Annotated in this window: 19 protein-coding genes; 11 read left to right on the top strand and 8 right to left on the bottom strand. The window is 65.8% G+C overall.

Translation table 11 applies throughout. The annotated features are described in order from the left end of the window. Positions 1–9: 9 nt before the first annotated feature. Positions 10–657 (bottom strand): hypothetical protein, encoded by a 648-nt coding sequence (locus ON27_RS39950; RefSeq protein WP_051046800.1) that lies wholly within the window; start codon positions 655–657, stop codon positions 10–12. Between the two features lie 473 nt (positions 658–1,130). On the opposite strand from ON27_RS39950, the gene ON27_RS39945 reads away from it, so the two are divergent. Further along, positions 1,131–2,060 (top strand): hypothetical protein, encoded by a 930-nt coding sequence (locus tag ON27_RS39945; protein ID WP_157227251.1) that lies wholly within the window; start codon positions 1,131–1,133, stop codon positions 2,058–2,060. Continuing rightward, positions 2,057–2,461 (top strand): pilin, encoded by a 405-nt coding sequence (locus tag ON27_RS20190; RefSeq protein ID WP_051046798.1) that lies wholly within the window; start codon positions 2,057–2,059, stop codon positions 2,459–2,461. The genes ON27_RS39945 and ON27_RS20190 overlap by 4 nt, the downstream gene beginning before the upstream one ends. On the opposite strand, the gene ON27_RS39940 is transcribed toward ON27_RS20190, so the two are convergent. After that, positions 2,448–2,816, bottom strand: coding sequence for a hypothetical protein (locus ON27_RS39940; RefSeq protein ID WP_051046797.1), 369 nt, complete (start codon positions 2,814–2,816; stop codon positions 2,448–2,450). The two genes, ON27_RS20190 and ON27_RS39940, sit on opposite strands and share 14 nt — an antisense overlap. A gap of 10 nt (positions 2,817–2,826) precedes the next feature. Between ON27_RS39940 and ON27_RS43930 the strand changes: the two genes are divergently transcribed. Further along, complete coding sequence (locus tag ON27_RS43930; RefSeq protein ID WP_051046796.1) at positions 2,827–4,356, top strand: TrbL/VirB6 family protein; 1,530 nt, start codon at positions 2,827–2,829, stop codon at positions 4,354–4,356. Then, positions 4,353–7,196: a PrgI family protein gene (locus ON27_RS41365; RefSeq protein WP_083887684.1), complete on the top strand. Its 2,844-nt coding sequence runs from the start codon at positions 4,353–4,355 to the stop codon at positions 7,194–7,196. Before ON27_RS43930 ends, ON27_RS41365 begins: the two co-directional genes overlap by 4 nt. 273 nt (positions 7,197–7,469) lie before the next feature. Here the strand turns inward: ON27_RS41365 and ON27_RS20175 are convergent, their stop codons facing one another. Beyond that, complete coding sequence (locus ON27_RS20175) at positions 7,470–8,282, bottom strand: hypothetical protein (RefSeq protein ID WP_157227249.1); 813 nt, start codon at positions 8,280–8,282, stop codon at positions 7,470–7,472. Positions 8,283–9,015: 733 nt separating this feature from the next. Between ON27_RS20175 and ON27_RS20170 the strand changes: the two genes are divergently transcribed. Then, a complete protein-coding gene (locus ON27_RS20170) occupies positions 9,016–12,261 on the top strand; it encodes a hypothetical protein (RefSeq protein WP_157227248.1) in 3,246 nt (1,081 codons plus the stop codon). Between the two features lie 530 nt (positions 12,262–12,791). Here ON27_RS20170 and ON27_RS20165 read toward each other — a convergent pair. Further along, the gene (locus ON27_RS20165) at positions 12,792–13,661 is read right to left on the bottom strand and encodes a hypothetical protein (RefSeq protein ID WP_043729832.1); all 870 of its coding nucleotides are present in this window, start codon (positions 13,659–13,661) and stop codon (positions 12,792–12,794) included. Positions 13,662–13,858: 197 nt separating this feature from the next. On the opposite strand from ON27_RS20165, the gene ON27_RS41360 reads away from it, so the two are divergent. The 3 genes from ON27_RS41360 (at position 13,859) to ON27_RS20155 (ending at position 16,285) form a co-directional block, all read left to right on the top strand. Then, positions 13,859–14,308 carry a helix-turn-helix domain-containing protein gene (locus tag ON27_RS41360; RefSeq protein ID WP_083887683.1) on the top strand — a complete coding sequence of 150 codons (450 nt, stop codon included), beginning with the start codon at positions 13,859–13,861 and terminating at the stop codon, positions 14,306–14,308. A 169-nt stretch (positions 14,309–14,477) separates the two neighbouring features. Further along, a complete protein-coding gene (locus ON27_RS20160; RefSeq protein ID WP_157227247.1) occupies positions 14,478–15,635 on the top strand; it encodes a tyrosine-type recombinase/integrase in 1,158 nt (385 codons plus the stop codon). 446 nt (positions 15,636–16,081) lie between these two features. Beyond that, entirely contained in the window at positions 16,082–16,285 is a 204-nt protein-coding gene (locus tag ON27_RS20155) for a hypothetical protein (protein WP_068057770.1), read from the top strand. A gap of 141 nt (positions 16,286–16,426) precedes the next feature. Here the strand turns inward: ON27_RS20155 and ON27_RS20150 are convergent, their stop codons facing one another. Then, the gene (locus tag ON27_RS20150) at positions 16,427–17,113 is read right to left on the bottom strand and encodes an AraC family transcriptional regulator (protein ID WP_245560022.1); all 687 of its coding nucleotides are present in this window, start codon (positions 17,111–17,113) and stop codon (positions 16,427–16,429) included. 214 nt (positions 17,114–17,327) lie between these two features. Here ON27_RS20150 and ON27_RS20145 point away from each other — a divergent pair, with 214 nt between their 5' ends. Next, positions 17,328–18,146 carry an alpha/beta fold hydrolase gene (locus tag ON27_RS20145; protein ID WP_043729815.1) on the top strand — a complete coding sequence of 273 codons (819 nt, stop codon included), beginning with the start codon at positions 17,328–17,330 and terminating at the stop codon, positions 18,144–18,146. Between the two features lie 224 nt (positions 18,147–18,370). Here ON27_RS20145 and ON27_RS20135 read toward each other — a convergent pair whose 3' ends face one another. After that, positions 18,371–19,486: a serine hydrolase domain-containing protein gene (locus ON27_RS20135; RefSeq protein WP_157227246.1), complete on the bottom strand. Its 1,116-nt coding sequence runs from the start codon at positions 19,484–19,486 to the stop codon at positions 18,371–18,373. 499 nt (positions 19,487–19,985) lie between these two features. Between ON27_RS20135 and ON27_RS20130 the strand changes: the two genes are divergently transcribed. Next, positions 19,986–21,029 (top strand): hypothetical protein, encoded by a 1,044-nt coding sequence (locus ON27_RS20130; protein WP_157227245.1) that lies wholly within the window; start codon positions 19,986–19,988, stop codon positions 21,027–21,029. Here ON27_RS20130 and ON27_RS20125 read toward each other — a convergent pair. Then, positions 20,981–21,691, bottom strand: coding sequence for a DUF3159 domain-containing protein (locus tag ON27_RS20125; protein ID WP_157227244.1), 711 nt, complete (start codon positions 21,689–21,691; stop codon positions 20,981–20,983). The genes ON27_RS20130 and ON27_RS20125 overlap by 49 nt on opposite strands. Positions 21,692–21,872: 181 nt before the next feature. Between ON27_RS20125 and ON27_RS45595 the strand changes: the two genes are divergently transcribed. Continuing rightward, complete coding sequence (locus ON27_RS45595; protein WP_306306954.1) at positions 21,873–22,454, top strand: MarR family winged helix-turn-helix transcriptional regulator; 582 nt, start codon at positions 21,873–21,875, stop codon at positions 22,452–22,454. 38 nt (positions 22,455–22,492) lie between these two features. On the opposite strand, the gene ON27_RS20115 is transcribed toward ON27_RS45595, so the two are convergent. Beyond that, positions 22,493–23,110: a hypothetical protein gene (locus tag ON27_RS20115; protein WP_043729795.1), complete on the bottom strand. Its 618-nt coding sequence runs from the start codon at positions 23,108–23,110 to the stop codon at positions 22,493–22,495. Positions 23,111–23,442: the final 332 nt, after the last annotated feature.

The raw sequence follows: 23,442 nt of genomic DNA, 5'->3' as shown, positions 1-23,442 counted from the left end.
TGTGTGGGCTCAGCCATGGGCGGGCTGGAGGAAGACGAAGACGTCGGTGTGCGCGACCCGGTGGCGCGCGGTGCCGGAGACGGCCGGGTCGGCGGGCGCGGCGGTGATGGTGGTGCCGCGCACGGGTGCGGCGATGATGTGCTGGAGGTAGAGCAGATCGGCGGCCTGGGCGGCGGCCACGACCGAACCGGCGGGGTCGTGCAGAACGCCGGAGTCGCTGTGGCGGCAGCGGGAGAGAACGACCAGCAAACCGCCCATCGCCAGCACCTCGGTCGCGAGCGCGGTGACGTGCTCGGCGGCGGCGATCGGGTCGAGGTGCTCGGCGAGAAGGGTCGCGATGACCAGATCCACTGGCTCGGCGGGCCAGTTCCGGTCGGTGGGGGCGTCGAGGCCGTGGCGGTCCAGCTCACCGATCGCGGCGAGCGCTGCGGCGGTGTCGGGCTCGATGATCCGCAGCGCGCCCCGGGCGACGGGGGCGGGCCAGCCGAGGAGCATCACTCGCGAACCCGGTTCGGAGAATTCGGTGACCGTGTGGGCCAGAGCCCGGTCGGGCCAGCGGTCGTCGGGATCGAGCGGCTCGGGACCGAGCGCCCACAGGGTCGAGGGGACCCGCACGGCGGCGGAGGTGGAACGGGGTCGGCGGGAGCTGGCGGTCATAACGGCCTCCTGAGCGAGAGAGCGGTGTGTACTCGCTTACTTCCGCCAAAAAGCCGATTTCGGGACACGGCAATCCAAGAATTTTTCTGAGAATTTCCTATGCCGGAAATTGCGGGCCGGAACTCTGTTCGGCGCAAGGGTGTGGTCAAAAATTTTTCGAGAAACTTTTCGACTGGTTGCCCATGCGTCAGGAGGGCCTATCCGCACCCTATCTGAAACATATCCAAGTCATATCTTGGACCTATCCGCACATTCACATCCGCTGGTAGCAGGGCCGATGATCGGTTGGTCGCTTCGGGCGGTGGAGGGGTGTCGATCTGGTAGCGCGATATTCGCCAGCTCACCCAGGATGTGACTTGGATATGTTTCGGATAGGTTTGGGTGTGGTTTGGATAGGGTTTGGATGCCTTTCGGATAGGGGTGTTCGGTGTCCTTGTGAGGTCGGAAGTTTTGATCGATCAAGGAGATCTGTGGTGACGAATACGCACGTCGCGAAATATCGGATACCGGTCGAAAAGCCGGGCTTGCCGCTGGCCGTGGTGCGGTCCGGTTTCGAGAAGATCGCCGCCGAGGCGCTGCCCACCGATCCGCGCCCGGTGCCGACAGCGCAGGCCGCCCCCGCCGGTCCGGTGCGGACGTGGGGGCAGCTGCGCGAGCGGCTGTGGGATCCGGTGACACCGATGGATGAGGTCGACGCGATCTGGGTGTGGCTGCTCGAACGAGTCCGCGCTGAGGACGAGGACGCGATGCTGGTGTGCGCCGCACTGGCCGCACCGATGCTGTCGCGAACCGCACGCGAATACGCGACACCGAGTTACACCGCGGGCCACGACATCGAGTCCGAAGTGCTGACCGCCTTTCTGGGGCACCTCCGGCGCGTCGGCTTGGAAGAGCCGGGCGTGTGGCATCGGCTGCGGTGGGGTGCCTACCGCGCCATGCTCAGGGCGGCATACCAGCAGCAAACCGGCGTGACGGTGGTCGCAGACCTCGATCGCGACCTCGCCCCGCTCGGTGAACGGGTGCAGGCGATCGTGGCCGGGCCGGGCCACCCCGAGACAGTCCTGGCACACGCCGTGGCCGCTGGAGTGATCTCGCAAGAGGCGGCCGAACTCATCGCGGCCTCGCGATGGGAGGGGCGATCGCTGACCGCGCTGGCGGCCGAGCGCGGGGTGTCGCTGTGGAAGCTCCGCAAGGCGCGCCCCCGCGCCGAGCGCGCGCTGCTGGCGTGGCTGAGCGACCGCCGCCGGGACGTCGACCCGCAGCGGACGAGCACAGTCGAGGCCGAGGCGGTCACCGCCCTCGCGCCGCCCGCCCGGTCACCGCGGCGAGGTCGCCGGCCGCACCGGCACTCTGCGGCACCGGTGCAGTCGAGCACCGAGCACGGGCAGGAGGCTGCGGCATGAACGCGCACCCTAAACACCTCAGCCAGGCGCAGGCTCCGATTCGACAGCTGGTGCTGCGACGCCGGTGGCCGAGGATCCTCGCGGCGCTGGGCACCACCGTGGCGCTGCTGATGCTCATGGCCGGATCGGCGACGGCCGCACCGCCGCAGACGGCGGTGCTGGCGGTCGCCTCATCGCTGGATCAGGTGATCAACAACGCGCGCAACTGGATCGTGGGAATCCTCGCCGGGCTGGCGACCCTGTTCCTGACCATCGCCGGTGCCCGCTACCTGCTCGGTGGGGGCGATCCCAGCGAGACCGAGAAGGCCAAGACCGCCTTCCGCGCCGCCTGCCTCGGCTACGCGCTGGCGATGCTGGCACCGGTCATCGTCACCGTTCTCAAGTCCATCATCGGAGCCTGACCGTGAACACCTCGGCACAGGCCCCACCCGCAGCCGTCCCCGTCCAGTACTCACGAACCGCGCGCACCGCTGCCGCCGCAGCGGTGGTTCTCGCCGCGGTCCTGATCGCCGTCACCGGCGCTACCGGTGCCTCCGCCCAGCCCCCGACACCGACACCGACCGTGCCGGTGACCCCGACACCGGCCACACCCGCCCCGCCAACCACACCACCGACCACGACAACTCCGCCGAGCCGGTGGGTGACCCCGCCCTCCACCACCCCGACCCCGGCCTCGCCGACCACGACCACGCCCGGCACCACGACCCCCACGCCGGGGTCGGGGTCCGGGTCGGCCGAGTGCGGGGTCACCAACATCAACGGGTGCGTGGAGAACGCGATCGACGGGTTCTTCCAGCGGATCGTCGAGTCCTCGCTCAACCCGCTGCTCGAACTGCTGTCGGAAACCCTGCTGACCACCCCTGAACCGGGGCGGATACCGCAGATCGGTGTGCTGTGGAACCAGTCGTGGCAGATCGTCACCGCCCTCTACGTCCTGGTCGTGATGGCGGCCGGGGTGCTGCTGATGATGCGCGAGACCCTGCAGACCCAATGGTCGATCCGCGAACTCGCGCCCCGGCTGGTGGTCGGGTTCGTCACCGGGGCGTTGAGCATGATGATCGCCACGGCCGGGATCGGGTTCGCCAACGCCCTCGCAGGTGCGGTGGCCGGAGACGGTGTCGACTCCGGGTCGGCAGCCGATGCCCTGGCCGAGCTCGCGGTGACCAGCCACCAGAGCCACGGCTTTTTCCTGCTGCTGCACCTGGCGTTGGTGGTGATGCTGCTCGTGCTGCTCATCAGCTACGTCATCCGTGTCTCGATCACGATCGTGCTGATCGTGGCGGCACCGCTGGCGTTGATGTGTCACGCACTGCCCGGCATCGACGGCGTGGCGCGGTGGTGGTGGCGTTCGTTCGCCGCGTGCCTGGCGATCCAGGTCGTGCAGTCACTGATCTTGGTGACCGTGCTGCGGGTGTTGCTCGCCCCGGGCGGATGGCACCTCTTCGGCCCGGACGCCAACGAGATCGCCGACCTCACCGTCGCTTTGGCGTTGATGTTCGTGTTGATCAAGACCCCGTTCTGGCTGCTGTCGGTGCTCAAGATCGGCCAAGGCCGCAGCTTCGTCGGGTCGATCGCGCGGGGCTTCATCGCCTACAAAACCCTCGGCCTCCTCAAAGGAGCCACCACCGCGAGCAGCGCCCGCACCGCCGCCTCGGCGACACCGGCCCGGCGCGGCCCACGTCCCGCCCGTGTCCCGCGAGCACCACGCACCGCCACCGGCAGCGCCGGACCTGCCGACCCGTATGCGCGGGCGCGCTCGACACACGACGGACAGCTCATGCTGCCCCTGGAAGGAGTGCGCCGCGTCGCGCGGCAACCCAGCCCGACACCGGCCGACTCGACCGATACCACGCCCCCTCGCCCGCCCCGGACGCCGCGTGGACGGCAACTCGCGTTCGACTTCACCCCGCCAGACCCGTACCGAGGCATCCGGGCCGGGGCCGGGGGTCAGTACTCGCTCCCGATCCCGGTGCGCCGGGTCCGGCCCACACCCCCGGCACCGGCCCCGCCACCGGAACGCCCCGGCCCCCGGCGGCGGCCCGAACAGCTCGCCTTCGATTTCACCGAACCCACCCCGGCCGATCCCTACGCGCGGCTGCGGCCGACCCGCAGCGGCCAGTACCCGCTGCCGTTCCCGGTCACCCGCGTCAAACCCGTAACGCCGCCACCGAACCCACCACAGCCACCCGCACCCGCCCCGGCGCGCCCAACGGGGCGGCAGCTGCATCTGCCCATGCCCGATCTGCCCGTGCGCCGCCGCGCGCCACGCGCACCGAGAGGAGGCACCCTGCGATGAGCACCATCGTGCGCATCCCCGCCGACGTCGACCGCTCGGACCGCATCCTGGGCCCCTTCACCGCCCGCCAGCTCGCCGTCCTCGCCACCGCCGCCCTGATCGCGTACTCGGCCTGGACCGCGACCAGGACCGTGATCGCCCCTGCGGTGTTCGCCGCCGTCGCCTCCCCGGTCCTGGTCGTGGTCGGCGTCGCGGTCCTCACCCGCCGTGACGGACTGTCGGCCGACCTGTTGCTCGTGGCCGCCATCCGCCACCGACTCCGCCCCCGCCGCCTCGTCAGGACGCGCGTGCAGGAATCCCCGCGATGGATCTCCCACCGCGCCACCAGGACCCGGTCGCGTCCGCCGACACCAGCCGCGTTGACCGCGCAGGCGGCACGGCTACCGGAGCCGGTGACCGCGAGCGGTGGTGGAGGTGGCGGGGTCGGGGTGATCGACCTCGGCGCCGACGGACTCGCCGTCATCGCCGTCACCGGAACCCTCAACCTGAGCCTGCGCACTCCAGCCGAACAGGACAGCCTCGTCGGTCAGCTCGCGGGCTGGCTACACACCCTGCGCCAACCCGTAGAGATCCTCGTCCGCTCGGCACGCCTGGACCTGACCGAACACATCACCGGCCTGCACACCGCCGCCGAACACATGTCACCCGACCTCGCCACCGCAGCACTCGACCACGCCGATCACCTCGCCGAACTGACCGCCCGCGAGGACCCGGTCCACCGACAGGTACTGCTGATCTGGCGCGAACAGACCGAGACCCTGGCCGCCACAGGGCTGCGCGCACGGCTGCCCGGCCGGAGCCGGGCACGGCGAGCACTGTCGAGCGGTGCTCGCCGTGCAGCCGAGTCCCGGCTGCTGCGCCGCATGCACGAGGCCGCCGATGTGCTTTCCCCGCTGGGTATCTCGGTCACCGCCCTCGATGAGACACAGGCCACGGCAGTGCTGACCAGCTGCACCAACCCCGAGAGCCTTGTCTCAGCCGCCGCCGACATCACCACGGCCGACACGATCATCACCACCGACCCCGACACCCGGGCACCGGACCCGTTCACCGGTGAGGACCTCGACCGGTTCGCGCCGGAATCCCTCACCATCGGCACCCGGCATCTCGAGATCGGATCCGATTGGAGCGCGACGCTCGCGGTCACCGGATACCCGCGCGAGGTGACGGCCGGCTGGCTCGCGCCGCTGCTCTCACACCCGGGCCGGGTCGAGGTCGCGGTACACATCGAGCCCGTCGACCCGGCCACCGCCGCCACCCGCCTACGCCGCCAACAAGCACGCCTCGAGTCCTCCCGTATGCACGACCTCGGCCGAGGCCGACTGACCGACCCGCAGGTCGACGTCGCCGTCGAAGACGCCGCCGACCTCTCGGCCCGCGTCGCGCGCGCCGAAGCGCGACTGTTCCGGGTCGGGGTGTACGTCACCGTGCACGCCGCCTCGGAAACCGAACTGGCCGACGAGGTCGCCGCCGCGCGGGCGCTGGCGGCGAGCCTGCTCGTGGACACCTGCACGCTGTCCTACCGCGCCGCTCAAGCGTGGGTCACCACGTTGCCTCTCGGGCTCGATCTGATCCGGGTGCAGCGGACCTTCGACACCACCGCCCTCGCCGCGGCGTTCCCCTTCGACTCCCCACAACTGCCCGCCGCCGACCCGGCGCAGGCCGACCGCCCGCAGGGCGTTCTCTACGGCCGCGACGCTGCCTCCGGGCTGCTGTTCGTGGACCGGTTCGGCCCTGAGGCCCACAACCACAACCTTGTCGTGCTCGGGCGCAGTGGTGCGGGCAAGTCCTACCTGGTCAAGACCGAGATCCTGCGTGCGCTGTATCGCGGGATCGAGCAGGTCGTGATCGATCCCGAGGACGAATACCGGCGCCTCGCCGAGTCCGTGGGCGGCACCCACATCCGCCTCGGCGCTCCCGGGGTGCGGCTCAACCCGTTCGACCTGGAAGTCCACACCCGAGCAGATGGCCGCCGCAGCGCTCCCACCGATGCCCTCACCCGCCGCAAGCTCTTCTTGCACACCCTGATCCAGGTGCTGCTGGGGGACCAGACCGCCGCACAACGGTCGGCCCTGGACGCCGCGCTGGCCGCCACCTACGCCGCTGCCGGGATCACCGACGACCCCGCCACCTGGACCCGCCCCGCGCCCACGTTGAGCGGGTTGCGCGACCAGCTCGACCGGCTCGGCTCGGCCGCCGCCACCGAACTGGCGGCCGGGCTGCACCCCTACGTCGGCGAGGGAGCCTACGCGGGATTGATCGACGGGCCGACCGCCACCGAGGCCCAGGGCGGGCTGATCGTGTTCTCGCTTCGAGAGCTACCCGACGAGCTGAAAACCATCGGCACACTCCTCGTGTTGGATGCGACGTGGCGGCGGGTGTCGAATCCGGGGCAGCGGCGGCCCCGCATGATCACCGTGGACGAGGCATGGCTGCTCCTTCGCCAGCCCGCCGGAGCAGCGTTCCTGTTCCGGGCAGCGAAGAGCTTCCGCAAACACTGGGCCGGATTAACCGTCGCCACGCAGGACTGCGCGGATGTGTGCTCAACCGAGCTGGGGCGCGCGATCATCTCCAACGCCGCGACTCAGATCCTGCTGCGCCAGGCACCCCAGGCCATCGACGAGGTCGCTACCGCCTTCCACCTTTCCGAGGGTGAGCAGCAGTTCCTGCTCTCGGCCGCACGCGGATCGGGACTGCTCGCGGTCGGCGGCACCGACCGCGCGGTGTTCGGCTCCCTCGCCTCGCACACCGAAAACGCGCTCATCACCACCGATCCCAGCGAACTAGCCGCCACCACAGACACTGACGACAGCGACATCGACCTCGACGGATGGCCATGACTGATCCAAACACACACCGAGCCAGCACATTCCACTCATCACCGGTCGAGATGTAGTTTCAGGGCGGGTCGGTGACTCGAGTGACGCAGGCAGGATCGCCAGCTAGCGTCTCCGCGATCCTTGTTCGCAGGCGACGGATGTTCGCGGCTATCGTTTCGTGTCAGGCGGCTGTGGGTGGCCGCGCAGGACACAACGATCGGCCCCGGACCCAACTGGTGGTTCTCTGCGTACGAAGTGGTGCTTCGACCCAATCGCTTCGCGCCTTCCACACTGTCACTCGGCCGCCGAACTTTGCCCGGAAATGTCGCCACACTTCTGGTCGAGAATGCGGAACGCCTCTGTGGCCAGCCTGTGCGAGGTAAGAGTCACCCACAGTAAGACTGTGTCGTTTGACGACAACCGGACAATCTGTTCGTCCTGTCCGGCAACGCGGATAGTCTCGGCGCTGGACACTCCATGGATCGCCCAGCCTCGACCGTGCGCGAATCCGGAGCACAGTTGCCATGCAAAGAGGACCTGCCGAGCCTCTATCGCGTGCTGGTTGGTGTACTTCACCGCCACGCTACTGCTGTGGCCCTTGCGGATCAGGGTGGCGGTGACGCCGGTCCGTCGTGCCAGTTCCTCCAGCTGGAGTAGAGCCGATTCTGTAGCGCCGTCTGCTATACCTCCTACCGGGCGGAGAGCCCGCTCAGCATCCAGGAAGTTCTGCGCCCACCACCGAAGGGCGTGCTGCAGTCGATCGGTTCGATCGGCTGGATGCAGGATCCAGTACGCGATCGACAGATTTTCTAGAGCTCCGCGGGCGAGGCTGAACGGCGATGAGATGTGGAGCACGGGTCCGTCGACGGCATAGGACTTCAGCGCATGTAGGTGGTCGATAGCCGAGGTCAGACACGATACCGCAGCCGCACTAACGGAGTAGGGGGTTGGTCTGAGCCCTGCGTCGTCACCCGCGAGAACAGATCCTGCAGCGGTGTGAAACGCGCGAATGGAACGGACACGCTCTAGCATTGAGTCGACAGCAGGACCGATCTTGTCCCATACGGCGTCGATGACCTCAGCGGGTAAATCCTGCGGTTCGGACACGGAATTAGTGAATCACCGAACTTGCCCGTCTTTCCAGGGGAATTCAACGGTACGGCCCGACCCCCGCTTGGCGTTATCGGCGAGGTCGAACCCCGCTGTAGGAGAATTCGCGCGCCAGCTACCCAGGCGCAGGCTATGCCTGGGCTCTACTCTCGACGGCGGCGGCGAACTCGCTCTTCGCTCCACCCGACGAGATCGTCGCGCTGGGGTTCACCGGGTCGTATCCGTCGCTGATCACCGGCGATCCGTACCCTTGGGCTTGCGCACTGCGAGCCCTGCCACGCGGCGAAGGGCCGTGACGTCGGGATCATCGAGCACCCGCCGGGCGAGTAAACTCAGTGGGACTGAGTCGAATTGCCCGACCCGCCCGTCGGCTGGGGATTGGGTCGGCACGCGCATCTGCTGGTCGGTGCGCTGGCGCATTCCAGTCGCTGGCGCGGGGTCTGGCCCCGTCCGAGGACTTCGCGCATTTGGCCGCTACGCCAGGTGCCGACGCGGGTCGACCTCGTCGAAGGCGACGGCCTGGTAGGCAACCGTCCTCGCCGGCGGCATAGACCCGCAGCGTCCGCCGCTGTGGTTCGACAACTGGGGGGTAGTCTGAACCTTCGCGTCAGGCACGCCGGGGGGGACGTCCGCCGGTGGAGAAACCTAGCTGTCTCCGTGACAGTCACAGCGACCGTGCAAGTACGCAAAGTTTATTCACCCGGGTTGACGTCTCGCTTAACCTGCTCATGTGCAGGAACACTCCACAGTAGGCGGCACCGAGGTAGAGGACAGCACGGTCCTCGACCTCGCCCCAGCAGTCCAACATCGGCTGCGCATGGAAATCGGCGACGAAGACGCCGACGAAGTGATCAACTGCCTACGGACCGCCCAAGAGCTGCTGCGGCAACTGGAAACCGACACTCGTGGGCTCCGTCTGGCCGCCAGCGCTGCCTACAACTTGCGTGAAGCCCTAAATCGTGTTGTCGGAAGCCATGATCCGGCCGAAGGTGGACTTCCGCTGGTGCTCACCGCCTGGGCCACCTACGAGGCACAGGTTTCCAGCCCCAATTCCGACCGCGAGGCAGCGCGGGCGATATTCGAATCCGTGATGCGGAAAGTGGCGTCGGGTGAATCCCGCGCTTCGGGCTACGCGCGCAGGCTCATCGCCCAGCTACGGTTCCGCGCCGGTGTCGAGCCCCTCGATAGTGCGATGGACCCGGTGGCGGAATTCCAAGAACTCCTCGATGTCGCCAACAAGGGCTTGCACGGCGACCTGTCAGACCTCCAAGCGGAGCGGCTCTTCGATCGGGTTCTCGCGTGGTTCGGACGAGTGTTTGCTCCACCCGACGAGGTTGCCGATCAAATTCTGGACTTGGCGGCGCAGCCATGGACTTCCCCGACGCAGACCCAGAAGTTGGAGCATCTGGTCGCCAACAGCCACCACCTGCGGCTGTTTTTCGCCGAGGTGCAAGACCCGGCATGGCTGTCGGCGTTGTACTCGGCAGGCCTGGTGACAGTGCCCTCGCGTGAGGAGGGTTGGCCGGTTGCCGCGTTGGCTGGCGGTGCCGGACACATTCCTCCCGCTCGGGTCGCCGAGCTACTCGAGCGGGTGCTATGTGATGTCGTGCAGCTGCCGACAGATCAGCGGCTCGATCCACGTTTCGAGATACTGCGCGTCGCTATCCATCTCGGGACCGAAGGCCGATCCGTAGTGGCCGCGGTCGCGGGGTTGCACGCAGACAACGGGTCCGTGCAAGCCCTTGCCGTTCGTGGGGCTCTGGAGGCTGACCCGCATGATCCGTTCGTCGATTCGGTCGCGGATGCGGTGCTCAACTACACCAGCCCGTTCCCGCGGTCGGCCGACTACGAGACCGCCGAGATCTTGTCCCATCTGGTCGATGGTTTGACCCCTGAGAATTTTGTCCAGCGCGGACGCATGCTGGCCGGCAAGACCCGGCGAAAGGCGAAGGACGAGTCGGAGAAGGCAGCGTGGCGCTGGCTCGGTGTCGAGGCTCTGGGCCTGGAGATGCTTGATCGTCCGCAGACGTTGCCGTTGTTTGCCCATCATCTGTCGCGGATGATCTCTATCGCACCGCAGCACGACGTCTCCTTCGATGAACTGTGGGCTTGGGTCGAGAGAGTTGAAGGCGAAGTCGGTGACCGGCTCCGCTCTCAAGTCCTCGCGACCGCAACCGACCAGCACCTCCCCGAAGCAATCGCTCACGTCGCGACGCGAATCAAGTCGGCTGGCGCAACGGCCGAGGACCTGGTCCTGGTCAACAGCATCATGGATCGCAGCCCCACCGCAGACGACCTTGGGCCATGGGTCCAGGCATCCGCAACGCCCTCAGCCTGGCTCGACGAGGACTACGTTCCAGCGGATTGGCGCAGGATGTGGCGCTGGGCTGCGATTCTGCCCGAAAGCGTCCTGAGCGCATGGACAGAAGCGGTCGACCGGCTGTCCGAACACTTCGGCCGCCCCGACACCTCAGCGCTGACTGTCGAGCAGAGGCCACAAATCGAGTTTCAGGAGATCGACCACCCACTGACCACGTCGAGGCTGTCCTCGCTACCTCCTTCAGAGGCCATTGGTCTGCTCGCCGCATACAACTCCGACGGTGATGGCCTGGCATCGCGTCGGTACTTCGCGGTCGAGGGCGCCTTCGAGGAAACGGTAAATTCCGATCCGGCGACGTGGAGCGCTTGCTGCCTTGAAGTGTTCACCGGCCTACAGTCGGGAGAGTTGGTCGAGGCCTACCTGCGAGGCTTACGCGCCAACCCCAACGACGCCGTTCCTCGCACCGCTGAGATCCTCGACGTCACGGTTCCTCGCCTTCAGCAGACATTCGAATTGCCGGACCCTTCGGAGCCGAGGGCAGGACTGACCGGTCCGGACGGTTTCCAACAGGTGATGCTCGGCCTCGTTCAGGCGCTGGCAAACCAGGACGGCGACATAGCTGCACACCTCGACACGCTGTGGGACATCTGTTCCAGGTTGATTGCGAGTGCACCTTCCACCGGCGAGGTCAGCTCCGATCCGCTCGAGCGCGCCATCAACTCTCCGTGGGGCGAGGGCATGCTCACGCTGCTGACCTTGGCGCACTGGGAAAGCCGCAATCGTGACAGCATCCGCCGCGAATTCACCGCCACGCTCGATATGGTGATCGCCCTGTCAACCGCATCCGGGCTTGAGCTGCGCGCAGTGATCGCATCCCATCGTCCGCTCCTCGAAGTAATCGCCACCGAATGGCTCGAGAGCCGCCTGCGCTGCGTGTTCATAGAAGATCCGTTCGGTCGACAGACTTTCGACCTCACCGTCAAGTGGAGCTATCCCACGCCTTGGCTTCGCGCCGCGTGCCGCGATGATCTGTTCAACGCGGCCAAACGCGAGGTGGACAATGCCACCGCCGCCATCGCGACCGGTCTGCTGAGCAACGAGCCCGGCTACGACATCGCCACCATCATCGACCGTCTCGCCGGCAAGGCGCAGGTGTTGGCCCAGGTGGTTGAGCGAATCGCCTTCTTCGTCCAAGATGCCGGCCCAGACTCGGTTCGACTCACACGGGCCATCCAGACCTGGGATCACCTCATCAGCGCCGACACAGTCGCCGACAAGCAAGTCGTTCTCGAGGGAACCGGTCGGTGGGCGTTTGTGAAGCACATCGACGACGACCGCTGGCTACAGATGACCGCCGATACTCTCACGGTAACCGGGAGCCGGATCGGCAACCAGATGTGGATCGCGGACAGGATCGCGCGAATCCCCGGGACCGACGACAGCTGCACCATCAGCCTCGCAATGCTCGACCATCCCGAGAACCCATGGGACCGCCAGTACATCGCAGAAAAAGCAATCGAAATGCTGCGTTCCTGGCCGACAGCAGTAACGACATCAGCGCACAAGCTGCGCGCGCGTCTGATCGACCTGGGCTACTTTGCCGCACGCAACGTAGTGCTACCCACAGATGGGCAGGTGCCGCCGGTCGCTGGTTAGCCAGGGCAGTAGCCATCCCCAGTTCAGGGCCTGGATAGCTACCGTGCTCTGCGGCAGCGCGCCCTCATCACGCCCGACCGGCCGTCGGCTCACGAGCCGCAGCCGACTGCCACCCGGGACTGCCCGCACTGTGTTCAGCCAATCACGATCGTCGCGTTGCTCACCACGCCGGAAGCGGCCCAGCCCAGCATCCCGACAGAGACCATTGTTGTACCGCTCCATCGGCCGAACTGCTAACGTCGAAACCTGCTGTGCCTGGGGATTTTCGACGAGCAGGACGGCGGACAATCGTCAGGCGCCATCAGTGTCGGGCGTTGATGTCGGGTTACTTATGGGCAGTGGCAACTGACCGCGTCCCCGTCACCGATGACATCCGGACCCATAGAAGGTGCGGTGACTGTGGCCCGTCGACGTTGTGCCCGTTGATCAACGCGAGGGTGCCGCGGTTGAACCGGGGGTACGCCACGGTGATTGTTGGCTGTCGTGGTGGACACCGTCGGCGGCGAGGAAGCAGACGAGTCGGTGGTCGTCTACGTGGAACGTCGCCGGATCTGCGGGGTTCTGGTTGCCAAGGAAGAAGGCCCAGCAGCCCGCTTGGCTGCCCGGTGAGTATCGCTGTCGGCCTTCGCTGCGGGCATGCTCCACTTCCCGAGTGACTGAGTTGCGTTGGCGGGGGCTCCAGTGCGTCCAGTCGATGCGGAGTTGATACGGCGGGCGAGTCCGAGTAGCCCGCTGGGGTCGTTGTCGCCGCAGTACAAGTCGATAGTGAGTGCTCGAGGTGTTTCGGTGGGTTCTGCTGACCATCGGATCGGCGCGTAGAAGATGCGCTGTTCGGCGTAGCGGCGGATCTCGAACCGTTCCAGGCGACGGAACCCGGTTGCATACCGGGTGGCGTCAACGCCGGGGACGTCGAGTTTCATGGCTGCCCGCAGCTCCGGTGGGTTGTGCAGGAACGTGCTGCACAGAGTGCGAATCGTGCGGCATGTACCGAGCCGCACAGTGTTCTGATCGGTGACCGTTGCCGACTGTGGCTCGGAGACTGGCTCCGTTTCGTCAGAGTCGGCTGGTGGTTGCGGTGACTGGATACGTCGGACATCGGACAGGACCAGCTTGGCCACATACCCAGCGACGACCTCAAGGGGTTCGGGATCGTCGGGCCGCTCCGGCGGATCCACCAGCTTGACCCGCCCGTCGACGTCGCAACCTGTGGCATGGCCCCATTTGGCGGAGAAGTACGGCCTGACCTTCTGGCCTGGACGCCACGCACACGCGGCGAGCTTCGCACTGCACAGGATTGACGGGCACGTGAAGTCGGTGCGCTGCACCAGATCCGGATCCCATGCCAGAAGATCTGTCGCGTCCACGATCTCGTCGGTCGTCGCGATCCGAGCCTGGTCCATCAGTTCACCCCTCCCTGGGTAGCGACGCAGTCCACCCCTGGCGCGGTCGCTACCAGTCCATGGTAGGGGCAGCCACCGACACGAGAGGTTGATAGCGCGGTGTGACGAATTACCTATGGGCCGGGCGTCCCCAATTGGCGATTTTTCCGGAAGTAGGTGAGTACACCAGTCCGACCCGACAGTCTGGAGCTACCACGATGACCCGACCTCCCGCCGAACCCTGCCCGCCCCTGCAGTCCTGTGACCGCACGGGTTCGAACACAACACCAGCCAGCCCCGACCGGGCGAGCGGCGCGCTTCCCCCGCACCGGACACGCCGATTGGCTGCCAGTCACAGAGCCGGCAACAGCGGAAATAGCAGCAGATCGAAAAACAACTCGACCGAACCGCTTGACCGTGCACCGATTTCGAGCGTGAATGTAGGCCCGTCGCCGGGAAATGGAAGTATTCAGAATTCGGTGACGGACCACTGGCTCAGCACGGAGGAAGTATCTCAGCGATTGCAGATCCCTGAGAAAACCCTCGCGAACTGGGCCTCGCTCGGAAAAGGTCCTCGCTTTGCTCGAATGGGCAGATATCGGAGATATCGATTCAGCGACCTCCTCGCCTGGGAGGAAGCCCAGCTCGAACTCGGGGAAAGCGCGTGAATCCGACCAGATCCGGATCGCAGACCAAACAGTGTGGAAAGGTGCTGGAGAGATGCCTCGGCAGGCGTTGGCAATTGGAACATACGGCAAGATAAGCTGCACGAAACTCGGAACACGGCAATTCCGGGCACGGGCCCGATACCGCTCCTACAGCGGAGAAACCGTCCGGGTGGAAGGATGGGGAACCAGCAAAACCGCCGCAGAGCACCGCCTTAAAGAAGTAGTTCAGGAACGGATCAAGTCCGAGGGGGGTCAGCGGAACGGTGCCGTCACCCGGAACACGCTGATCCCCGCACTGGCGGACCTCTGGCTTGAAGAAATGGAACTCGACGAGACTGTGGCCCCGCAAACCCTGCAATGGTATCGGGAGGAGATCGAACCCTCCGACGATCCACGTGCCCGCAAAGACACCGTGAAGATCAAAACGGCGATGAGCGGCGTGCGACTGTTCGAGGCAGACACCTCCTACCTCGACGCTCACCTGAAGATGATCCAGAAGAACGGGCACACCCGTAAAGCCCAGTGCCACAAGCTCATTCTCACCGGCATGATGAGCCTGGCCGTCCGTCACGGGGCGATTAGTGAGAACCCCATGCGTGAAGTCGGCAAGATCAAACGCAAGAGGACGAAACCGAAAGCGATGGACGAGATCACCCGCAACGGGCTACGCGCCCAGCTCGAGACCTGGCTCGCCGGGGAAGCGATCCCCGGCACGCCCGCCTACACGCGCGGCCCTGCGCGCGACCCCGACATCCTCAACGCCGCCGACATACTCCTGGGAACCGGAGCCCGGCCGGGCGAATGCCTCGCGTTCCGTCGCTGCGATGTCGACACCTCCGCGACCCCGTGGGAGATGACCATCAGCGGCACCATCGTCCGTGTGTCCGGCGTTGGGCTGTACCGGCAGGAGTGGACCAAGACCGACGCCGGGTACCGCACTGTCGTGCTACCCACGTTCACCATCGAGACCCTGCGGGCACTCGGTGCCGACGATTGGGATCCCGATGACGAAACTCCGCTCTTTCCCTCGCGGCGTGGCGGCTGGCGCGACCCTCATAACTTCGGTCGCACCTGGCGCGCCGCACGCGGAACCACCTACGCCTGGATCACCCCGAAGACCTACCGCAAGACGAACCTGACCGCCGTGGCTGAAGGGTTCGGACCCGAACAGGCCAAGCGGCAGGCCGGACACCGCAACAGTGCCACCACCGAACAGCACTACATCGACCGGCCCGCGCTGGCCCCCGATTCCACCGCCGTTCTCAACCAGCTAGCACCATTCGTCTCCGGCACTGCCCAGGACAACCCCCGGAACCAAAATAGGTAGGAAACCCGCGACAATCTGTCGACGCCCTGCCGCCGGGCCCACAGCCCGGCAGGCACCCCGCACCGCTACGGGGCCGCAGGACATCCGCCGCCGGGAACCGTGCAAACTTGACCGCCCCCGCGCTAACCCCCCGGTTTGAACGGGAAACCACGGAAACCAATGGGAAGCGTCGGGACCAACCACCGTACCGTTCCCGCAGTTCAGAGGATGTTTCGGGAAGCGATGGGAACCACGAGACATCTAGAACCCCTGCGTGGGGGTCAGGGGTTCGAGTCCCCTTAGCTCCACAGGGATAGCAGGTCAGGCCCGGTCTACGACCGGGCCTGACCTGTTTTGCGTGTAAGGCCCCGCGTTTACCGGGACCGCTGCCGCCGGCTCGAGGCGGTACTCGGATGAGCGTGCGGGGGTGGATCGCCCACGATGGGGCAGGGTGCGAGAATCGCCCGATGGATGACTACACCACTCACAAGCAGCGCGCCGAGGCACTGCTCAGTGGCCTCACCGCCGGGGAGGCGGTCAGCGGAGCGGAGCGGCGGAACGTGATCGCTCAGGCGCAGGCACATGCTGCCCTCGCGCAGGCGGAAGCCCAGCGGGAGACCGCGGAGGCCATACGTGCACTTGGGGCGTTGTCGGCACGAAGCGCAGTCTGAACGAAGCAGACCAGCTCGCAACGGGATCGCGGCCCCAGCAGATCTGGCGGGATCGCATGCTGACCTCGCGGGACGAGCGGTGCTCACTCCGGTCTCATGTGCCCGTCGGATAGGCCGTCGATCTTCGTTCGGCTGCGGGGATCAGGTTGTCGGCCAGGCGACTTCGTCGATCGCGAGCCACGGTGCCCTCGCGACGACGGTGGGGGTCATATCGGTAATCGCCTTGGTTCGACGGTGAAGATGGGATTGGTCGGCGTAGCCGGCCTCGACGGCGGCATCCGCAGGCGAGCGCCCTGTCGCTAGGAGATGGGCGGCATGGTCGAAGCGGACGAGTTCGGATGCATGCTTGGGCGAGACCCCGATATGGGTCCGGAAGCGAGACCAGAGTCGCTGGCGGGTCCAGCCGGTCTCTGCGGCAAGGGTCTCGATGCGGAGCAGGCCTCTGGTGCGGACGGTCTGGTCCCAGGCGTACGCGATCTCGGGTGCTACACCGAATTTGCGAGGTACCCGGCTTCGGAGGAACGCGGCTGCGATTGCGAACCGGTCGTCCCACGACGGCGTCGAACGGAGTCGCTCGGTCAAGATGGCAGCGCAGCCGCCCCACAGTTCCGGCAGCGGTGTCACGGCGCCGCCGATGATGTCGGTGTCTCGGAGAATCGCTGCGGCGATGACAGGGGACACGCGGATCTGCAGGACGTCGCCGGCCCCTGTGCTGGTGATGCGTAAGGCGCCGGCGCGGAGGCCGACGATCGCGTTCCCCGTGACCGGGCGCCCGAGAACGTCGTAGACGACTCCGTGCTCGCTGAGATCGAGCAGGAGCGTCACCATGGGATGCGGGATCATCGTGATGTCAACGGGACCAACGTCTTGGTACCGGAAACCCGCCATCTGGACTCCCGGAGTCGGTAGTCCGACCGGGACGGCGACGTCGACCCGACCCCAGTCCAATCCGCCCGTTGCGGTCATGCATCCCAGGCTAGCCGAGCGGGATAACGTGACATTCGTCCAATACGGCGTGACAGCCCGCGACGAAGCTGTCGGTATGAGCGAATCGAGTCCCACCCAGACACGCGATGACACGACAGTCCGCGGATTGCACGTCGTCATCGACGGGAACCCGGCGGCACCGCCCTTGTTACTCATCCACGGCTCGGGCGCAACCGGTTCGATGTGGGCGCCAGTGGTGCCGTCGCTCGCCACGAAGTACCGGGTGATCACGATCGACCTTCCGGGATGCGGCCAGTCCACGGCGGCGTCGACGTACGCCGTTCCGCAGCAGGCGGATCGGACCGCGGCGGTGTTGGACGAGCTCGGCCTCCGAAATCTGAAGGTGGTCGGCCACTCCAGCGGAGGGTACGTCGCTACCGCCCTCGTGGAGCGTCGCCCAGACCTGGTCGGCGACCTGGTCCTGGTCAGCACGGGGCCGAGTCACGCAGCGCTTCTCCCCGAGCCGGCGATCATCCGGGTACTCGCCTCGCCGCCCTTCGGTCCGCTCGTGTGGGCGATCCGTACCGACTCGATGATCCGCCGCGGACTGGCAGCGACAGCGGCGGCTCCGATCACGGTGCCCGACGGGGCTGTGGCCGACTTGCGAAGGACGTCCTATCGAGCTTTCCGCGCGATTCTCGCCGCCAACGGCGACTACATCGCCGCGCGGACCGTGCCCCAGCGCCTCGTCGACGCCGGAAAGCCACTCCTCGTGATCTTCGGGGATTCCGACCCTCGTTGGGACCCGGCATCGGCGCGTCAGTATGAGGCGGTGCCGGGTGCCAAGCTGGAATACCTTCGCGGAGTCGGGCATATCGCGATGCTCGAGGACCGCGATGCCCTCGCCCGCTTGATTCTCGACCGCGCACTCTAGGTCGTCCCGAACGTCCTGGCCGGCGGCACTGTATATACGCACAAATGGGGGTCCGGGGTAGCCGGACGGGCAATGCGAAACAGCGGAGCGCCGGAGTCGATCCGTTCGAGCGCGGTCGTCCGGTCCCGGCTCTCGCGCTCGTCCTGCGGGATGATCCCAGATATCAAGCGGTACACGATGGTTCGCGGATCAAGGCTGGTCATCGCTTCCTCTATCGCAAGGGGTTACCGGATCGCCTCGAGCACACTGATGGTGAGCTGTTGGAACCCGAACGGCGCTGCTGGGGGCGGTTTCGGGCCTAGCCGGACGGCCACGACGTTTTGTTCTGGCACCACGGCGAGTATCTGGTTGTTGAAACCTAATGCCCAGAAGGTGTCGCGGGGAGCGGACGGAACCAGCGGGCCCATACGGATTTGCTGATCGCCTCGACCGGTGACAGCGAGCGCAGGTGATGCTACGACTCCCTCGGCATTCACCCACCACAGGCGCCCGTAGCCTCGGTTGTGGTTGGTACTCGGGGTAACCGAGGCCCGTATATAGTCGGCGTCCACGATCTGCATGCCCTTCCAATTCCCATTGTGAAGCATGAAGACTCCGAGGCGAGCGAGGTCGAGGCAGGTCGTTTTCAGGCCCATGAACGTCATCGCTCCGCCGGAAGGATCCCGTCCGAGTCGGGAAGCATCCATCCCGAGTGGGCCGAAGATGTGCTCCTCCGCATAGTCGGATGGATGCACCCCGGTCGCTGTCTGCAGGACCTTTGCAAGCACCTGCACCGCCGAGTTGTTGTATACCCACTCGGTCCCTGGCTCGGCTTCTTGGCCGAGGCCGATAGCGAACGCCGACTTGTCCGCCGCCCTCACTGCCATCTCCCCGTAGTCGATTGCAGCATCCCATTCCCGACCCGATGTGTTGGTGAGGAGATGTTCTACCGTCACCCCCGCCGAGGGGGTCTCACGCCACTGCGGTATGTAGTCGGCGACTCTGTCGGACAAAGACAACTCGGCACGCCTCACCGCGACACCGACCAGAAGCCCGGTCAACGACTTGGTCACCGAGAACGCCTCTCGAGGATTCATATCCGGACCCGGCCCGTGCTCATCGACCACGACCTTGCCGTCGCGCACAACCGCCAGACACGACGAGCTGGCTGCCTTCGCCTCGGAAACGAGGGTAGACAACACCACAGGCTCGAAACCTGCATCGGTTGGGTCCGCCTGCTCCCATCCCGAACCAGGAAAGACGGCCCCGGCACCTGTTACTTCCGGGCGAACATCAGATGATGTGGAAGGCATGGAGCAGGCCGACGCCGCAACGAGGGCGGTGACAGCCGCGGCGACCACGCGCCGCCACCGCACCGATGACGGCCGACCGATTGACTCGGCCGATGGGCTACCTATCTGGGAGAAGCCGGTGTCGCACGAAATCCATGGCTCAGTTCTCGATCCCTCGTATCCATCTGTCCGATGCACGTAACAACTCCAATCAACACCGGGCCAGGGGCTCATGAGCCTCGCTCTCGAGCACGAGCCTGCCGGGTCGGCCCGCAACCAGGTTCCAGACGCCCTCCGCTAGTATAGGCAAGATACTTGCCTATACAATAGGGAAATCGGCTGATGCCTCAATCTACGACGGAGAGTTATCTTGAAAATAATAAAGCTCCTTGCTAATCCCCGAGCCGGAGGCGTGTCGCCAAGTCGGCGCCCTGGTGTACGGGCGGCGGTATCGGCGGCGGTCCTGGGATGCGCGATGGCCGTGCCGGCTGCGACAGGGCCTGCCCCCGCTGCGGCCGCTCCCGACAGTAGTGTCGCGGATAACCTTGCCTGCGGCTGGAGCCCGCGGATGGGTGCCGGCACGGTCAACGCCGCCTTCCCGGACACATTCGCAAACTATTGGACGACTATCCTGCCAGCGATTCCCGGGGCGATCCTGACCATCCGTGGCACCTTTCCCCATGCGCGGTACATGTCGTTTACGGCTTACTCCAAGAGAGAGGTGATCGGAGCGCTCAATGATCAGGTCATCACCGCCGATGCCGGCAGCGTCAACCCGTTCGGCAGCGGCGCCGATCGCGAGGCCTCGGCGCGCGAGTACACCGTTCGCGTCGTAGTGGGCGCCCCGCCTCCGCAGCCGGAGGCCAACACCCTCTACTTGGGTGAGGTCACGGGCGTCATCCCAGTCGCCTACCGCGTCTACCGGCCTGACGCGGGGCTCGATTCCACGGGCGGCACCAAACTGCCCCGCCTCACCTTCGCTCTGTCCGATGGTGTGGAGCACGAGTTGTCCGGCTGTATCGCTGACGACACGACCTACGATCCACACGCCCTGAATCCGCCTGAACCGGTGCGACTGCCCGCCCGAAGGACATCACCGCACGGATCGGACTGGAAACCGGCCGCGGGCGGTGGCTACTACCCGAACCCGGACAACAAGTACCTGGCCACCCTCCTCGAGCCGAACCGAGTGGCGGTGATCCGGGGAAAGCTGCCGACCACTCCGGCCACGTACCAAAAGCAGTCGATAATGGGCTCGGGGCAAGTGCGGTACTGGTCGCTGTGCAGCAATAACCCCGTCTCGACCGCCGTTGCCGCATGCGTCGTCGATGACGAGACGGCTGTTGACGCCGACGGCTTCTACACCATCGTCGCGTCACCCTCGAACGATCGGCCAGCGAATGCCACCGGCGGCTGCGGCATCGGATGGCTGCCCAACGACTCCGGATCGAATCTGTTGATTATGCGGAATATGCTGCCGGACAAGGATTTTCGGCACTCGATCCAGAACGCTGACCCCGACGACCCGAAGTCGGGCATGGGGCCGTATTACCCCGAGATTCGTTACACGTCCAAGGCCGAAGTAGAGGCCGCGGGCTGCCCGGCCCGGTAAGCGGCATAGCCGCGGCGCAGAATCCGCAGGTTGACACACACCATGACAGTGAACAACGGAACCCCTGCGAGTAGATGCGCGATCCCGAGAGCGACAACATTGTTCGCGAAGTACAGCGGTATGTGCACCGCCGTCCGTAAGCCGATTATGGCCGCCCAGACGGCGGTGCACTGCCGATAAGCCCGCAGCAAGTTCCGGTCCTGACGCCAGGCCGTCCCGCCGACCACCGGCCCGACGAGCACACCGACAAGAGGGCGGCGTCCCAGTAGCGAAAGCAGCAGAAGCACTCCCCATGCCATGCCGCGCAGCATGTGCGGCAGATAGAAGTCGACACCGCGGCCTGTGGTAACAGCCAGCAGTCCCGACAACACTGCGAGTGCGAGTCCGCCGACGGCTTGTCGTGTGGGTTGCCCAAAGATCATCCGAGCTGATACCAGGCCACCGCCCCAGATCAGTGCCGACCACACCGAAACCGGCACATCCTGAGTCACGGCATACACCACGCCATACAGCAGATGCGGCGACGCCACGTCCAGCAGACCACGTTTACCACGAACAACATCCGTCAGCGACAAGTCCGGCGACGTGATCAGCGCGGCGAACCCGATACGCACTCGGGCAATGCGCCCCGCCCATTCCTTACGATAAGCCGCGATTACCATACGACCGGCAGTCTGCGCGAACCGGGCGCACCCCTGCCAGGCTTCACTGGCGACCCCGGCGGGCATTCACCCGACACACGCGAACATCGCGATCGACACCGGCGAGTTGAGGGCGATCGCACGGCCACGGTCAGCACCCTGGTGCGCGGTTCCGCAGAACTTTCGAGTGAATACCTCGTAAATGCATGATCGACCATCCATTGGGGCCTGCGGAGGAGCGCGGAACAGCGCGACTGTAGAGTCACGGATTCATCCTGGTCGCCGCCCGACTATTATGCAAGGTACCTGTCATATTGCAAGTGGCAGAATACGCAGGGTGAGCGAACCCCCCACCATGCCTCCCCCGGCCGCGCCCCCAGGCTTGGTTTACCGCCTTGCCCGTTTGAACAGCCTGAAACTGTCTGAAGCGTTCGCAGACAACGGCATGCCCGATCTACTCCCACGGCACGCCCTACAGTTGCTCCCTCTCCTGTTGGGTGGCGGTGTGCGGGCGTCGGATCTGGCGGCCAAGCTCGGAGTAACGCGTCAAGCCGCCGCACAGGTCGTTGGAACACTCGAACGCGCAGGCTACCTCACCCGCATCGACGACCCCGGCGACCGCCGCGCCAAGCTGGTCTGCCTCACGCCACGCGGCCGCATGGCCACCCGCGTGCTCCACCGCAGCATGCGAGCACTGGAACGAGAGTGGGAGAGCGTTCTCGGCCCAGAGCGGATGACCGAGCTGCATCGCACCCTGACCATCCTGGTGGACAGACAGGGCTGAACTGGTCCGGCCACACACCGCGATTGATGTCCAGACACCTAGCTGTCGTCCACTCGAGAACTGTGCCAGTCGATATCACGCACCACTTCACGTATCTTATCCGCGGCGCCGCGAACCTCGTCCACCGCAGTTCCGAGGGTCCTGTCTATAGCCTCGACCAGGTCTGCCTGGGTCTGGAGCGGAATGCTGTTTCCAGCGCCGACGGACGCAGAGTCCAACTTCTCGTTGAGGGACCGAACGGAGTCCTCGATGCGCCCAAGCGACTGGCTGAGGATGGTCGAAACCTCACCTTTGGCATCGCGCACGGCCTCGGAGGAATTGGCGATCAACTCCCTTACGACCTCCGTCCTTTTGACCGCATTCATATATCTGTGGTGGAGGAGAAAATTTCCACTGATCTCCTCCAGCCTGTCCAACCGCACCTCGTGCCGCTGCACGAACACTGCCCGGGAGGGATCGTCCGGAGTGCCCGGACGCAGCAGGTCCGCTAGCCTGTCGATCGCCAACTCGCCGGTCTTGATGGCGCATCTCAAAAATTCCGAGTACTCGCCGACCGGGAGATGCAGAGGAAGCTCGATATCGTGAGTTATATACCTGGGGAAAGATGTCGCTTCGTCAGCCACGGCCGTCGATCCCATCTGTGCGATGGCGATCATATCCGGCGCCAGCCGGTGCCGAGGCCGCCCAGTTCGCCGATTCGCTGCGATGCGCGATGCCGATCAAGTCGCTTCGAGTTCCTGGCTCACCGGAGAGCTTCGCTGAGAACCCACCGATGGGGGCCGCGCCGATAACCGCATGCATCGCGGCTGAGCCTGCCGATCGTTCACCAGGCCGATGGGGACACACCGCCGTGGCCGGTGCCGCATGGCCGACAAGGCCCTTGTATTTAAACACGACCATCTCCTCCGCAATGACCGCTGGAATCGCCAGCTGCCCACCACTATAGGCAAGAAGCTTGTCTATATGCTATCCCATCTGTGCCGACCCT

It is taken from the genome of Nocardia asiatica NBRC 100129, assembly GCF_000308415.1.
GTDB classification, from domain to species: Bacteria; Actinomycetota; Actinomycetes; order Mycobacteriales; family Mycobacteriaceae; genus Nocardia; species Nocardia asiatica.
The sequence above is the reverse complement of the archived record's forward strand: the minus strand, read 5'-3'. Positions and strand labels throughout refer to the sequence as shown.